Genomic DNA, 13,110 nt, shown 5'->3' with positions numbered 1-13,110 from the left:
ATGCCCCCCCCCCCCCCACAACTGCGCGCGGGCAAAAACTACTCGCGTGTCAGGGGTGCGACACGCACGAAGAGTGACCCCGCTCGCAGAAAGGCGCAGAAAGGCGCAGAAAGGGGCAGCGGCAGCAGCGCAGCAGCGCAGCGGCCGCTAGGCGCCAGCGCGGGCGCGGGCCGCGGCGCCGGGCTCGAGCGGTGCGAGGCGCTGCAGCTGGGTGACGTGGGCGGGTTCGAGCTCCGCGATCGAGGCGACGCCGAGCAGTTTCATGGTGCGTTCGATCTCGTCGCGCAGGATCGCGATCGTGCGGTCGACCCCGGCTCGCCCGCCGGCCATGAGTCCGTAGAGGTAGGCGCGTCCGATGAGGGTGAACTTCGCCCCGAGCGCGATCGATGCGACGATGTCGGCGCCGTTCATGATGCCGGTGTCGACCATCACCGTCGCGTCGCGACCGACCTCGCGCACGACCTGCGGCAGCAGGTGGAACGGGATCGGCGCCCGGTCGAGCTGGCGGCCGCCGTGGTTCGACAGGATGATGCCGTCGACGCCGAGGTCGACGAGCTTCGCCGCGTCCTCGACGGTCTGCACACCCTTCACGACGAGCTTGCCTGGCCACATCTCGCGAATCACCTTGAGGTCTTCGTAGCTGATGGTGGGATCCATCGCGGCGTCGAGCAGCTCGCCGACGGTGCCGCCGGTCGTGGAGAGCGACGCGAATTCGAGCTTGGGGGTGGTGAGGAAGTCGATCCACCACCACGGCCGCGGAATCGCGTTCACGATGGTGCCGAGGGTGAGCTGCGGCGGGATGGAGAATCCGTTGCGCTTGTCGCGCAGCCGGGCTCCGGCGACGGGCGTGTCGACGGTGAACTGCAGGGTGTCGAATCCGGCTTCCGCGGCACGGCGCACGAGGCCGTAGGAGATCTCGCGATCCTTCATCACATACAGCTGGAACCAGTTGCGGCCGTTCGGGTTCGCGGCCCGCACGTCTTCGATCGACGTGGTGCCGAGGGTGGAGAGCGTGAACGGGATGCCCGCGGCTCCGGCGGCGCCGGCTCCTGCGGTCTCGCCTTCGGTCTGCATGAGGCGGGTGAACCCGGTCGGGGCGATGCCGAAGGGCAGGGCTGAGGATCCGCCGAGGACCTGCACCGAGGTGTCGACGTTCGCGGCGGGCTTCAGGATGCCGGGGTGGAACTCGACGTCCTCGAACGCCTGACGCGCGCGGGCGAGGGAGAGCTCGCCCTCTGCGGCGCCGTCGGTGTAGTCGAATGCCGCTTTGGGAGTGCGGCGCTTCGCGATGGCGCGCAGGTCGCCGATGGAAAGCGCCGAATCGAGGCGGCGCTTCTTGCCGTCGAGCTCGGGGCGCTTGAACTGCATGAGCTCGAGGAGTTCGGAGGGCTTGGGGAGTTGACGGGTAACCATGACTGAAACCTAACGCGAAGCGGGGGTGTAACGGATGGGGGCGGTGGATCGGGCCACGACGGCGCGCAGCTCGGCGAGACCCGGGCCGATGAGGCCGAGCGTCTGCGCCTGAATGAGCAGGTTGCCCATCGCGGTCGCTTCGACGGGGCCGGCGAGCACTTCGAGGCCGGATCGGTCGGCGAGGCGCTGGCAGAGCAGGGTGTTCTGCGAGCCGCCGCCGACGACGTGGATGGTCGAGACCTCGCGATCCGCCAGTCGGCTCGCCGTCTCGACGGCGTCGGCGAATGCCACGGCGAGGCTCTCCGTGATCGAGCGGACGATCTCGGCCCGCCCCTCGGGTGCGCGTTCGCCGCGTGCTTCGAACCAGCGCACGATGCGGTCGGGCAGGTCGCCGGGCGGCATGAACTGGGGGTCGTTCGCGTCGAAGACGGGGATGGGGCCGGTGACCGATGCTGCGTCGGCGAGCAGTTCGCCAAGCAGGCTGGATCGCTGCGCGTTGGTCGCACCGGGCTCCCAGTGCCGCAGCGACTCCGAGAACAGCCACGTGCCCATGACGTTGTGCAGGAAGCGCGTGGTGCCCTCGATGCCGCCCTCGTTGGTGAAGTTCGCGAGGCGGGCGGCGTCGGTGAGCACGGGAGCGTCGAGTTCGAGGCCGACGAGGCCCCAGGTGCCGCACGAGATGTAGGCGAAGTCGGATCGCGTGGCCGGTACCGCTGCGACGGCAGAGGCCGTGTCGTGCGAGGCGACCGCGACGACGTCGATCGCCCGGCCGATGACCTTCGCTGCGTCTCCGGTGACGGGCCCGAGGCGGGTGCCCGCCTCGATGAGCTGCGGCAGGATGCGCGCGGGAATGCCCGCCTCTTCCGCGAGTTCGAGATCCCATTCGCGTGTTCGCGGATCGAGCAGCCCGGTGGTCGACGCGTTGCTGCGCTCCGCGGCCTCCACCCCGGTGAGCCAGTAGTTCAACAGGTCTGGCACGAGCAGTGCGCGGTCGGCCACGTCGAGCAGGCCGTCTTCTGCGGCGAGCTGGAAGATCGTGTTGAAGGTGAGATGCTGCAGGCCGTTGCGGGCGTACAGGCGCTCGGCCGGAACGCGCGCGTGCACGGCTGCGACGCCGGCTTCGCAGCGCGCATCGCGGTAGTGGTAGGGGATGCCGAGCAGGCGGCCGTGACGCAGCAGGCCGTAGTCGACCGCCCACGAGTCGATGCCGATCGACGCGATCTCCCCCGGGGCGCTGCGCTCGGCGGCGGCGAGCCCCTGCAGCGCCTGGTGGTAGAGCTCGAGGAAGTTCCAGTGCAGGCCGTCACTCGTGCGCACGGGGTCGTTCGCGAAGCGCGCCACGTGCTGGGTGCGCAGTTCGGCACCGTCTGGGCCGTGCTCGATGCGGCCGACGATGACGCGCCCGCTCGTCGCCCCGAGGTCGACTGCCGCGACGGCGCGACCGGCGGCCGGAGCGCCGACGTCGGCGCCGCCGCCCGCCGATCCTGCAGCCGCGTCGCTCATCGCAGGAACGCCGCGGCGACGCCCGAATCGACCGGGATGTGGAGACCGGTGGTACGGGTCAGCTCGGGGCCGGTGAGCACGTACACCGCGTCGGCGACGTTCTCGGGCACGACCTCGCGCTTCAGGATGGTGCGGTTCGCGTAGAACTGGCCGAGATCCTCTTCCTTGACGCCGTAGGTCGCGGCGCGGTTGGCGCCCCACCCCGCTGCGAAGATTCCGGATCCGCGCACGACGCCGTCGGGGTTGATGCCGTTGACGCGGATGCCGTGCTCGCCGAGTTCGACGGCGAGGAGCCGCACCTGGTGGGCCTGGTCGGCCTTGGTGGCGGAGTACGCGATGTTGTTCGGGCCGGCGAAGACGCTGTTCTTGGAGGAGATGTAGATGACGTCGCCTCCGAGCTTCTGCGCGATCATGGCGCGTGCGGCGGCCTGGGCGACGAGGAAGGAGCCCTTCGCCATGACATCGTGCTGCAGGTTCCAGTCGGCCTCCGTGGTGTCGAGGAGCGACTTCGACAGCGAGAGCCCGGCGTTGTTCACGACGAGGTCGATGCCGCCGAACGCCAGCACCGCGGCGTCGATCGCGCCCTGCACGGCTGCCGCGTCGGCGACGTTCGCTGCCACGCCGATGGCGACGTCGGCATTCCCGAGCTCGGCTGCTGCGGCCTGCGCCTTCTCGAGGTCGAGATCGGCCACGACGACGCACGCGCCCTCGGCGGCGAGGCGCGTTGCGATCGCCTTGCCGATGCCCGATGCGGCGCCGGTGACGAAGGCGATGCGGCCCTGGTGCGACTTCGGCTTCGGCATGCGCTGGAGCTTGGCCTCCTCGAGGGCCCAGTACTCGATGCGGAACTTCTCTGCGTCGCTGATGGGGGCGTAGGTGGAGAGCGACTCGGCACCGCGCATCACGTTGATGGCGTTGACGTAGAACTCGCCGGCGACGCGTGCGGTCTGCTTGTTCGCGCCGTAGCTGAACATGCCGACGCCCGGGATGAGCACGATGAGCGGATCGGCGCCGCGCATGGCGGGGCTCGCCTCGTCGGCGTGCGCCTCGTAGTAGGAGCGGTAATCCTCGCGGTACGCCTCGTGCAGTTCGTGCAGGCGGGCGATCTGCTCCTCGGCCGTCGCGGTCGCGGGCAGGTCGAGCACGAGCGGCTTCACCTTCGTGCGCAGGAAGTGGTCGGGGCAGCTCGTGCCGAGCGCCGCGAGCGGGGCGAGCTTCTCGCGGGACAGGAAGTCGAGCACGGCGTCGGAGTCGGTGAAGTGCCCGACCATCGGCTTGTCGGTGCTCGCGATTCCCCGCACCACCGGCGCGAGCTGGGCTGCGCGGGCGCGGCGCTCGGTCTCGGGCAGCGGCTCGAATCCGGCGACGACGACGCCGAAGGGTTCGGGTGCGCCGTGCTCGGCGATGTAGGCGGCAGCGGTGTCGATGATCCAGAGTGAATTCTGCTCGCTCTCCTCGCTCGTGTCGCCCCAGGCCGTGATGCCGTGGCCGCCGAGGATGCAGCCGATCGCCTCGGGATGCTCCGCCTTGATGGCGGCGATGTCGAGGCCGAGCTGGAAGCCGGGGCGACGCCAGGGCACCCACACGACCTTGTCGCCGAAGATCTTCGCGGTGAGCGCTTCGCCGTCGGCTGCGGTCGCGATCGCGATACCCGAGTCGGGGTGCAGGTGGTCGACGTGGGCCGCATCGACGAGGCCGTGCATTGCGGTGTCGATCGACGGCGCCGCGCCGCCCTTGCCGTGGAGGCAGTAGTCGAGGGCTGCGACCATTTCGTCTTCGCGCTCGAGGCCGGGGTAGACGTTCACGAGTGCGCGGAGGCGGTCGATGCGCAGCGCCGAGAGCCCGGCGGCGGTGAGCGTGCCGAGGTCGCCGCCGGAGCCCTTGACCCACATGAGTTCGACGTCTTCGCCGGTCACGGGATCGGTGGTGAACCCCTTCGCCGACGTGTTGCCGCCCGCGAAGTTCGTGTTCTTCTTATCTGCGCCGAGTCGGTTCGAGCGGGCGATGAGTGCCTGGGCGGTGGGGTCGGTCATGAGTGCCTCCGGAGCTGCCGTTTGTTGCTTCGTGTGAATTTAACACGAAATAACATGGTCGACAAGCGATCGTGCATCATCGGATCTCGACGAGGTCCCGATACGGATCGAGCCTGGGATCGGCGGGGTCGAGTTCGGTGATGAGCGTCGAGACGGCGGAGAGTTCGAGCGCCATGCCGGTCGAGCGCTTTCCGAGCTTCGACGAGTCTGCGCAGAGCACCGTCGCGTCGGCGGACTGCGCGAGGTGGCGCTTCACCTCGGCTTCCGCGAGCGACGCTTCCGAGGTGCCTCCCTCCGGGCTGATCCCGTCGGAGGAGGTGAAGAACACGCGCGTGTGCAGGAGGCGCGCTCCGGCGTTCGCAATCGGGCCGACCAGGCTGCCGGTGATCGCCTCGTGCGCACCGCCCGTCAACTGGGCCTCCACGCCGCCGAGACGCGCGAGCAATTCGAAGGTCTGGACGGAGTTGGTGCACGCGGTGAGCGTGCCGTGATCGCCGAGCATCTCAGCGAGGGCGTTGACCGTCGTCGATGCGTCGAGGGCGATCGCACCTCGGCGGGGCACGAGATCGAGCGCCTTGCGTGCGATCGCGCGCTTCGCGCTCCCGCGGGTCGCAAGCCGTTCGTCGTAGCTGCGCGGGCCGGTGGCGGGCACGGCGCCCCCGCGCACCCGTCGCACCGATCCCTCGACCTCGAGCATCTCCAGGTCGCGCCGAATCGTCATCGTCGAGACGTCGAACTGCGTCGCGGCCTGCTCGATGGAGATCTCACCCGCGGTGCGCGCGAGTTCGACGAGTTCTCTGCGCCGCCGTTCTCCCTCGATGCTTCCGTTCACGGCCATGTCACTGAGCTTAGTGACCCGGCGCTACTACGCTGGGACCACCATGGTCTCCCTCGCCGCCGAAGAACGACGCGCCTGGCTGCTGCAGCGGCTCAGCGCGCTCCAGCGCGTCTCGCTGGCCGAGGCCGCATCGGAGCTGGGCGTCAGCGAGATGACCGTTCGCCGGGACCTCGACGGCCTGGAGCTGGGCGGCACCATTCGCCGGGTGCGCGGCGGCGCCATGTACACCGGTCCCGTGAGCTTTCACGGCCGCGAGCAGTCTCAGGCCGCCGAGAAGGCGACCATCGCCGAGAAGCTGCTTCCGCTCGTGCCGACCAGCGGAATGATCGCGCTCGACTCGTCGACCACGATGCATCAGCTCGCTCAGCGCATGTCCGGGTCGGGAGACCTCACCGTCGTCACGAACGGGATGCTCACCTTCCAGGCGCTCCAGGAGCGGCCCGGCTTGACCGCCGTGCTCACCGGGGGAGCGGCCGATCGGCGCAGCGACTCGCTGGTGGGGCCCGTCACCACGGGCTTCGTCTCCAGGGTCCACTTCTCGGCGTTCTTCGCGTCTGCCGCTTCCCTGGACGAGCGGGGCTGCCATGAGAGCACGCTCGAGGAGGCCGAGGTGAAGCGGGCGATCGCGCGTGCTTCGGAGCGCGTGCTGATCGGCGTGCACAGCGAGAAGCTCGGAAGTGTCTCCGTCGCGCACGCCGTTGATATCGATGAGATCGACACCCTCGCGACCGAGCTCGCCCCCAATGCTCGTGATCTCGCGGCGTTCCGCCGCCTCGTCTCCGACTTGCGCTGACGCGCCGAGGCGGTGTTCCGGGTCCGTGGCGCCTGGGCGCGCCGTTGCGTCATCGTTGCTTCACAAAAGTTGACAAAACCTCACATCTTGTAACACACTCATGTCTTGAAGGTGACGCCACGATGACGTGAGGAGCGTGCAGCAATGTCCCTACAGGACGTATCGACGGCCACCGGCCGCGGCGCAGGTCTGTCATTGCAGGTCGACCGGCTGGTGAAGGAATACCCCGGGGTTCGCGCACTCGACGGCGTCAGTCTCGACCTGCGGCCCGGCGAGGTGCACGCGATCATCGGCGAGAACGGTGCGGGCAAGTCGACGCTCATCAAGACCCTCTCGGGCGCCATCGCCCCCACCAGCGGCACGATCACGGTCGACGGCGAAACGCATGAGCGGCTCACGCCTCAACTGGCCAGGGAGCTCGGGATCGCGGTGATCTACCAAGAGTTCACTCTCTTCCCGAACCTCAGCGCCTCCGAGAACGTCTTTCTCGGAGAGTTCATCATGAAGGGGCCGGTGCTCGACCGCAAGACCATGGCGGCGAGATCGCGTTCGCTCTTCGAGCGACTCGGAGTATCGATCGCGCCGAACGCCCTCGTCGAGACGCTCACCACCGGCTACCAGCAGATCGTCGAGATCGCGAAAGCGCTGTCGAAGGAGGCGAAGCTGCTCATCATGGACGAGCCGTCAGCGCCGCTCACCGCATCCGAGGTCGACGCCATGTTCGCGATCGTCGACGTGCTCAAGCGCGAGGGTATGACCATCGTCTACATCTCGCACCGCATGGAAGAGGTCTTCCGGCTCTCCGATCGGGTCACCGTGCTGCGCGACGGTCAGTACGTCGGCACGGTCGACACCCCCGCCACCACGAAGCGCGAACTCATCTCGATGATGGTCGGCCGTGAGCTCGGGGAAGACTACCCGACGCGCACGAACGTGCTGACCGAACCATCGCTGACGGTGACCGGCTTGACCGGCAACGGCGTGCGCGACATCAGCTTCGTCGCGCGAAAGGGAGAGATCCTCGGGTTCGCCGGTTTGATCGGCGCCGGTCGCACCGAGCTCATGGAGCTCGTCTTCGGGGCGAAACGGCCGGAATCCGGCACGGTCGACCTGCACGGCAACTCGGTGCTCTCGCTCAACCCGATCGCGACGATCAGGAACGGCATCGCCCTAGTCCCTGAAGACCGCAAACGGCACGGCCTGATCCTCGAGTTCTCGATCGAGCAGAACATCTCCCTGCCACGGCTCCCGGCGATGTCGCGCGCCGGCGTCATCTCGACCGCGGCCGAGCGCGAACTCTCCGACCGCTACATGCGCGAGCTGCGCATCAAGGCGCCGAGCGGCGCCGAGATCGTCGGCAACCTGAGCGGCGGCAATCAGCAGAAGGTCGTGCTCGCGAAGTGGCTGGCCACGAGCCCGGAAGTGCTCATCTTCGATGAACCCACCCGGGGCATCGACATCGGGGCGCGGCATGAGATCTACCTGATCATGAACCGGCTCGCGGAGGAGGGGAAGACGATCCTGATGATCTCCTCCGATATGGAAGAGCTCATCGGCATGTCCGACCGGGTCGTCGTGCTGCAGGAGGGCCTGCAACGCGGGCTGCTCGAATCGGAAGACATCACTCAGGAAGCCATCCTCACGCTGGCTTCGGAAGGAGACCTCGCATGATCTCGAAGTTCCGACCGCGACTGCACGAGCTCGGGATCGTGCTGGTGCTGGTGCTGCTCATCATCGGTTTCAGCGCGCTCTCCCCGAACTTCCTGGACGCGAACAACCTGTTCAACATTCTCCGGCAGGTCACGACGCTCGGCATCGTGGCGGTCGGATTCGCGTTCGTGCTGCTGACCGGCGGCATCGACCTCTCCGTCGGCTACCAGATCTCGTTGTACGTCGTCGTGTGCGGCATCATGATGGCGCAATTCGACGTTCCCTGGCCGCTCGCGATCGTACTCGTGCTCGTGCTCGGCGTCGTGATCGGGCTGATCAACGGGCTGATCATCACCCTGACGGGCGTGGCCCCGCTGATCGTCACCCTCTCCATGATGACGATCCTCAACGGCGTCAGCTACCTGCTCTCCAAGGGTCTGCCGATCTCCGGCTTCCCGAGCGGCTTCTCCGTGCTCGGCCAGGGCGCCGTCATCGGCATCCCGATCTCCGTGATCGTGCTCGCCCTCGTCTGGGCGATCGGGTACTTCATCGCGAATCAGACCTACATCGGTCGGTACTTCTACGCGATCGGCAACAACGTCGAAGCGGCGCGCCTGTCCGGTGTGAATACGCGACGCACCCTGCTGCTCGTCTACGCAGTGAGCGGCCTCTTCACCGCCGTCGGCGCGATCCTGCTGCTGTCCCGCCTGAACTCGGCGCAGTCGGCCACCGGAGCCGGGTTCGAATTCAGTGTGCTGACCGCGTGCGTGCTCGGCGGCGTGAGCGTCATGGGCGGGCGCGGGAGCCTGTTCGGTGCGTTCATCGGCGTGCTCATCGTCGGCGTGCTCGACAACGGTCTCGTGCTGCTCAACGTCAGCGAGTACGTGCAGCTCGTGATCAAGGGCCTCATCCTGCTGGTCGCGGTGATCTACGACGCCACCTCGAAGCGCTCCGGCGGGCGGCGCAAGCAGATCGGAGGCGTGTCCATCTCACGAGGGCCGACAGCTGAACCGAAGACCGCGACCGTCCCCCTCTCCTGAACCCTCCGTTCTCGCGGAAACCAACGAAAGGAACCCCATGAAGAAGATCACTGCGATTGCGGCGACAGGAGCACTGCTGCTCGGTCTCGCCGCGTGCAGCTCCGGCGGGAGCGGCGCCGCTCCGGCCGACACCGAATTCTCGGTCGGCGTCACATTCTCCGATCTCTCCAATCCCGTCTGGGCTGAGCTCGTGCAGGAGGCGCAGTCCTACGGCGCCGAGGAAGGCGTCGAGGTCAACTACGTCGACGCCAAGAGCGATGCGGCCACGCAGGTGACGCAGATCGAGAACTTCATCCAGCAGGATGTGGACGCGATCATCATCTGCGCCGTCGATTCGGAGTCGCTCAAGACGGCGACGCAGAAGGCGCAGGATGCGGGCATCAAGATCGTCGGGTACACCCAGGTGCTCGACAACTACGACGCCCAGTACCTGGTCGACGCATACGAGACCGGGTACGCGAACGGCGAAGCCGCTGCGGAGTGGATCAACGAGAACTACGGCGATGAGGACGTCGTCGAGTGGGCGCTGATGGACCTGCCGACGTTCCCCGAGATCATCGATCGCGCGAACGGCATCAAGGACGCCGTGGAGGAGATCGCGCCGAACGCCGAACTCGTCGCGACGAACTCCGCGCTGACCGCCGAGGAGGGCGTGACGAACGCCGAGAACTTCCTGCAGGCCAACCCCGATCTGAAGATGATCGCCACGATCGGCGGCGGCGGCGCGCAGGGCGGCAACGAGGGAGTCAAGGCGAGCGGGATCACCGACTTCGACTCCTTCGGGCTGTTCGGGATCGACGCCACCCAGATCGAGATCGAGAACATCATCAAGGGCGACCCGCAGAAGAGCTCCATCAGCCTCGGTGGCGGCAAAGCGCACGGACGGACGCTGATCGACATCACCTCCGACCTGCTGAACGGCGAAGAGGTCGAGAAGGACCAGTTCATGCCGATCACCGTGATCGACGAGAGCAACGCGCAGGACTACTTCGACGAGATGTTCGGCGGCTAATCAGATATCTGGGGCGGCGCGAACCGGATCGGGTCGCGCCGCCCTGTCACTGCCCGCACCGTCGCGCGACGGCAGGCGAACGTCGAGGAGACAGACACATGACACGCATTCTTGCGGCCGGAGACTTGTTCATCCGGTCGACCCGTCTTCGCAGCGCGATCGAACTCGCCCTGAGCGGAGCCGGGGGCTTGGGGTCCGAAATCGAGGTGAGGGAGATCGAGTTCCCGTGGCCCGACGCGCCGTTCGGGCGAGTGGGAGAGGTCGACGAGGCCTCCGGGACGGAGGAGGAACTCATCGAAGCGCTCAACGGGGTCACCGCCATCGCCACGCAGCTCGCGCCGCTCACGGAACGCGTACTCGAGGCCTGCCCAGACCTGCGTCTGATCGCGGTCTCGCGCGGCGGCCCGACGAACGTGAACCTCGACGCCGCGCGAGCGCGCGGAGTCGCCGTCGCCAATGTCCCCGGCCGCAACGGCATCTCCACCGCCGAGATGACGATCGGGCTCGCGCTCGCGCTCCTCCGCCGCATCCCGCTCTCGCACAACACGCTGCTGTCTCACGAGTGGCGGGGAGAGTTCTATCGGCATGAGGAGGTGGGCGGCGAGGTCAAGGGGTCGACCATAGGGCTCCTCGGCGCAGGCGCCGTGGGCGGGCACGTCGCAGGCGTCTTCGCAGCCATGGGAGCCGACGTGCTCGTCTACGACCCCTACTTGCAACCAGGATCACTGGGCTCCGGTGTGCGGTCGGCGCCCAGCATCGAGGACGTCTTCGCCCAATCGGATCTCGTATCTGTGCACGCGCGACTTTCGCCCGAGACGACCGATATGGTCAATGCCGAACGGCTCGCACTCATGCGCCCGGGTTCGCGTCTCGTGAACGCCGCGAGGGGAGGCCTCGTCGATTACGACGCCGTTGCCGACGCGGTGGAGCGCGGGCACCTGGCGGGCGCCGCGTTCGACGTATTCCCCGAAGAACCGGTCGACTTCACGCACCGCATCTTCGGCCTGGCGGCCGCCGGGCACGACATCGTCTTCACCCCGCACATCGCCGGGGCGAGCCGTGAGACCGCGGATCGCGCTGCAGACGGCGTGGCGGAGGAGATACGCCGGTATCTCTCGGGCGAACCGCTGCTGCACCCCCTCGTCGAAGCGCCGTCACCCACGATCACCCGAACCGCGCCGAGCCCGACCGCGCTGGGGCGGTAGCCTGCTCTGGCCCGTGCTGGGCAGGGCGCGACCGTCACCCGACCCTTCGACGAAGAGGAACTCACCCCATGACCCAACTGCTGCTCGGCATCGACGTCGGTACGAGTTCGGTGAAAGTGGTCGCGACGGATCGGGCGGGCACGCTCGTCGCCGATGCGTCGCAGCGATACCCGACCGCGACCGCTGGCGCGGCCGCCGAGCAGGATGCGACGGCGTGGTGGGAGGCGGTCTGCGCGTTGACGCGGCAGGTCGTCGCCGGAAGAACGGTACTGGCGGTCGCCGTCACCGCGCAGGCTCCGACACTGGTGCCGGTCGATCGGAGCGGATCGCCGACGTGTGCGGCGCTCACGTGGCTCGATCGGCGGGCGACGGCCGAAGCTGAGCGGATCGCAGAGATCGTTCCCCATTCGCGCAACGGCGCGGATCCCTTCTTCGGCACGGCGAAGCTGCCGTGGCTCGCCGCGCACCGGCCCGAGGCGCTCGCCGCCGCGGAGCATGTGCTGTCTGCGAACGGCTTCATCGTGCGCCGTCTCAGCGGCGTCGCCGTGCTCGACGACACGACGGCCGCACTCATGCAGGGGTTCGATGACGAAACCGGTGCCTTCGACGCGGCGCTGCTCGCTGCCGAAGACTCGCTCGCATATCTGCCGCCCATCGTGGCCGCGCGAGCGATCGTCGGCACCGTCACACTGGAGGCAGCTCAGGCGACCGGCATCACCGCGGGGGCGAGCGTCGTCGCCGGCGGCATCGACTCGATCGGTTCAGCGCTCGAAGCCGGCGTGGTCGAGGTCGGCGATCCGCTCGTCGATATGACCGGGTTCTCGAGCGTCACGATTCTCGCGGTACCGCGCGGCACATGCGTTCCCGGTTTCATCCACACGCGGCACTGCGTGGCGGACGTCGATCTGCTCATCACGGCGCAGGTGACCGCGGGCGCCACCGTCGACTGGGTGAACGGCCTCGAAGGCGCAACGGACCTGCGCGAAGACGCCGTGCTCCTGCAGCTGCCGAGACCCGGCGAGCTCACCATGGTGACGAGCCTCGCCGGCGAGCGCACACCGGGGTGGAATCCGCACTCCCGCGGAGTGATCGACGGCATATCGCTCGCGACGACCGGCTCTGATCTGATGCTCGCCGCGATGGAGGGCAACGCCCTCGCTCTGGCTCGCGACATCGCGACGGTTCGCGAGGCGGGGTTCCCGATCGATCGCGTCGTATCGACGGGCGGCGGGTCGGCATCGCGCGCCTGGTCGCAGATCAAGGCCGATGTGCTGGGGGTGCGCGTCGATCATCCCGCGAGCGGGCACGGCGCGGCGCAGGGGGCGGCCATGCTTGCAGGAATCGCGACGGGCGCGATCGACTCGCTCGACGCGATCCGCTCGCACGGTCGTGAACTTGAGGCGAGCTTCACGCCGGACCCCCTGTTGACAGCGGCCTACGCGGAACGGACTGCTCACTTCGCGACGCTCAGCGCCCTGAACGACCGCCGCCGCTGAGCCGCGCCCGAATCGCCGCACCCTCTTCCCCGTTGCGGCGCCCTGCCGCCGCCAACACCCGCAGCGGGGTCACTCTTCGTGCGTGTTGCGCAGCCGCAAAGCACGAATAGGGATCCCCCCGCCGTAG

General features: G+C 68.1%; 10 protein-coding genes. 6 read left to right on the top strand and 4 right to left on the bottom strand.

Annotated elements, in window-relative coordinates:
* Nucleotides 1-147: 147 nt before the first annotated feature.
* The 4 genes from AB0O71_RS14980 to AB0O71_RS14965 form a co-directional block, all read right to left on the bottom strand.
* The gene (locus tag AB0O71_RS14980) at nt 148-1,413 is read right to left on the bottom strand and encodes an alpha-hydroxy acid oxidase (RefSeq protein ID WP_363746595.1); all 1,266 of its coding nucleotides are present in this window, start codon (nt 1,411-1,413) and stop codon (nt 148-150) included.
* 9 nt (nt 1,414-1,422) lie between these two features.
* Entirely contained in the window at nt 1,423-2,916 is a 1,494-nt protein-coding gene (locus tag AB0O71_RS14975; protein WP_363746593.1) for a rhamnulokinase family protein, read from the bottom strand.
* Complete coding sequence (locus AB0O71_RS14970; RefSeq protein WP_363746591.1) at nt 2,913-4,949, bottom strand: bifunctional aldolase/short-chain dehydrogenase; 2,037 nt, start codon at nt 4,947-4,949, stop codon at nt 2,913-2,915. Before AB0O71_RS14970 ends, AB0O71_RS14975 begins: the two co-directional genes overlap by 4 nt.
* 76 nt (nt 4,950-5,025) lie before the next feature.
* Nucleotides 5,026-5,787, bottom strand: a complete 762-nt coding sequence (locus tag AB0O71_RS14965) for a DeoR/GlpR family DNA-binding transcription regulator (protein WP_363746589.1) — start codon at nt 5,785-5,787, stop codon at nt 5,026-5,028.
* A 43-nt stretch (nt 5,788-5,830) separates the two neighbouring features.
* On the opposite strand from AB0O71_RS14965, the gene AB0O71_RS14960 reads away from it, so the two are divergent.
* From AB0O71_RS14960 to AB0O71_RS14935, 6 genes are all read left to right on the top strand, one after another.
* Nucleotides 5,831-6,580, top strand: a complete 750-nt coding sequence (locus tag AB0O71_RS14960) for a DeoR/GlpR family DNA-binding transcription regulator (RefSeq protein ID WP_363746587.1) — start codon at nt 5,831-5,833, stop codon at nt 6,578-6,580.
* A gap of 144 nt (nt 6,581-6,724) precedes the next feature.
* Nucleotides 6,725-8,251 carry a sugar ABC transporter ATP-binding protein gene (locus tag AB0O71_RS14955; protein ID WP_363746585.1) on the top strand — a complete coding sequence of 509 codons (1,527 nt, stop codon included), beginning with the start codon at nt 6,725-6,727 and terminating at the stop codon, nt 8,249-8,251.
* Nucleotides 8,248-9,270 (top strand): ABC transporter permease, encoded by a 1,023-nt coding sequence (locus AB0O71_RS14950; protein WP_200330541.1) that lies wholly within the window; start codon nt 8,248-8,250, stop codon nt 9,268-9,270. Before AB0O71_RS14955 ends, AB0O71_RS14950 begins: the two co-directional genes overlap by 4 nt.
* Before the next feature lie 37 nt (nt 9,271-9,307).
* A complete protein-coding gene (locus tag AB0O71_RS14945) occupies nt 9,308-10,282 on the top strand; it encodes a sugar ABC transporter substrate-binding protein (RefSeq protein ID WP_363746582.1) in 975 nt (324 codons plus the stop codon).
* A 98-nt stretch (nt 10,283-10,380) separates the two neighbouring features.
* Nucleotides 10,381-11,487, top strand: coding sequence for an NAD(P)-dependent oxidoreductase (locus tag AB0O71_RS14940; protein ID WP_363746580.1), 1,107 nt, complete (start codon nt 10,381-10,383; stop codon nt 11,485-11,487).
* 68 nt (nt 11,488-11,555) lie between these two features.
* The gene (locus AB0O71_RS14935; protein ID WP_363746578.1) at nt 11,556-12,983 is read left to right on the top strand and encodes an FGGY family carbohydrate kinase; all 1,428 of its coding nucleotides are present in this window, start codon (nt 11,556-11,558) and stop codon (nt 12,981-12,983) included.
* Nucleotides 12,984-13,110: the final 127 nt, after the last annotated feature.

Origin of the sequence: Leucobacter sp. NPDC077196, from assembly GCF_040687075.1 — a bacterium.
In the GTDB taxonomy this organism is placed as follows: Bacteria; Actinomycetota; Actinomycetes; order Actinomycetales; family Microbacteriaceae; genus Leucobacter.
The sequence above is the reverse complement of the archived record's forward strand: the minus strand, read 5'-3'. Positions and strand labels throughout refer to the sequence as shown.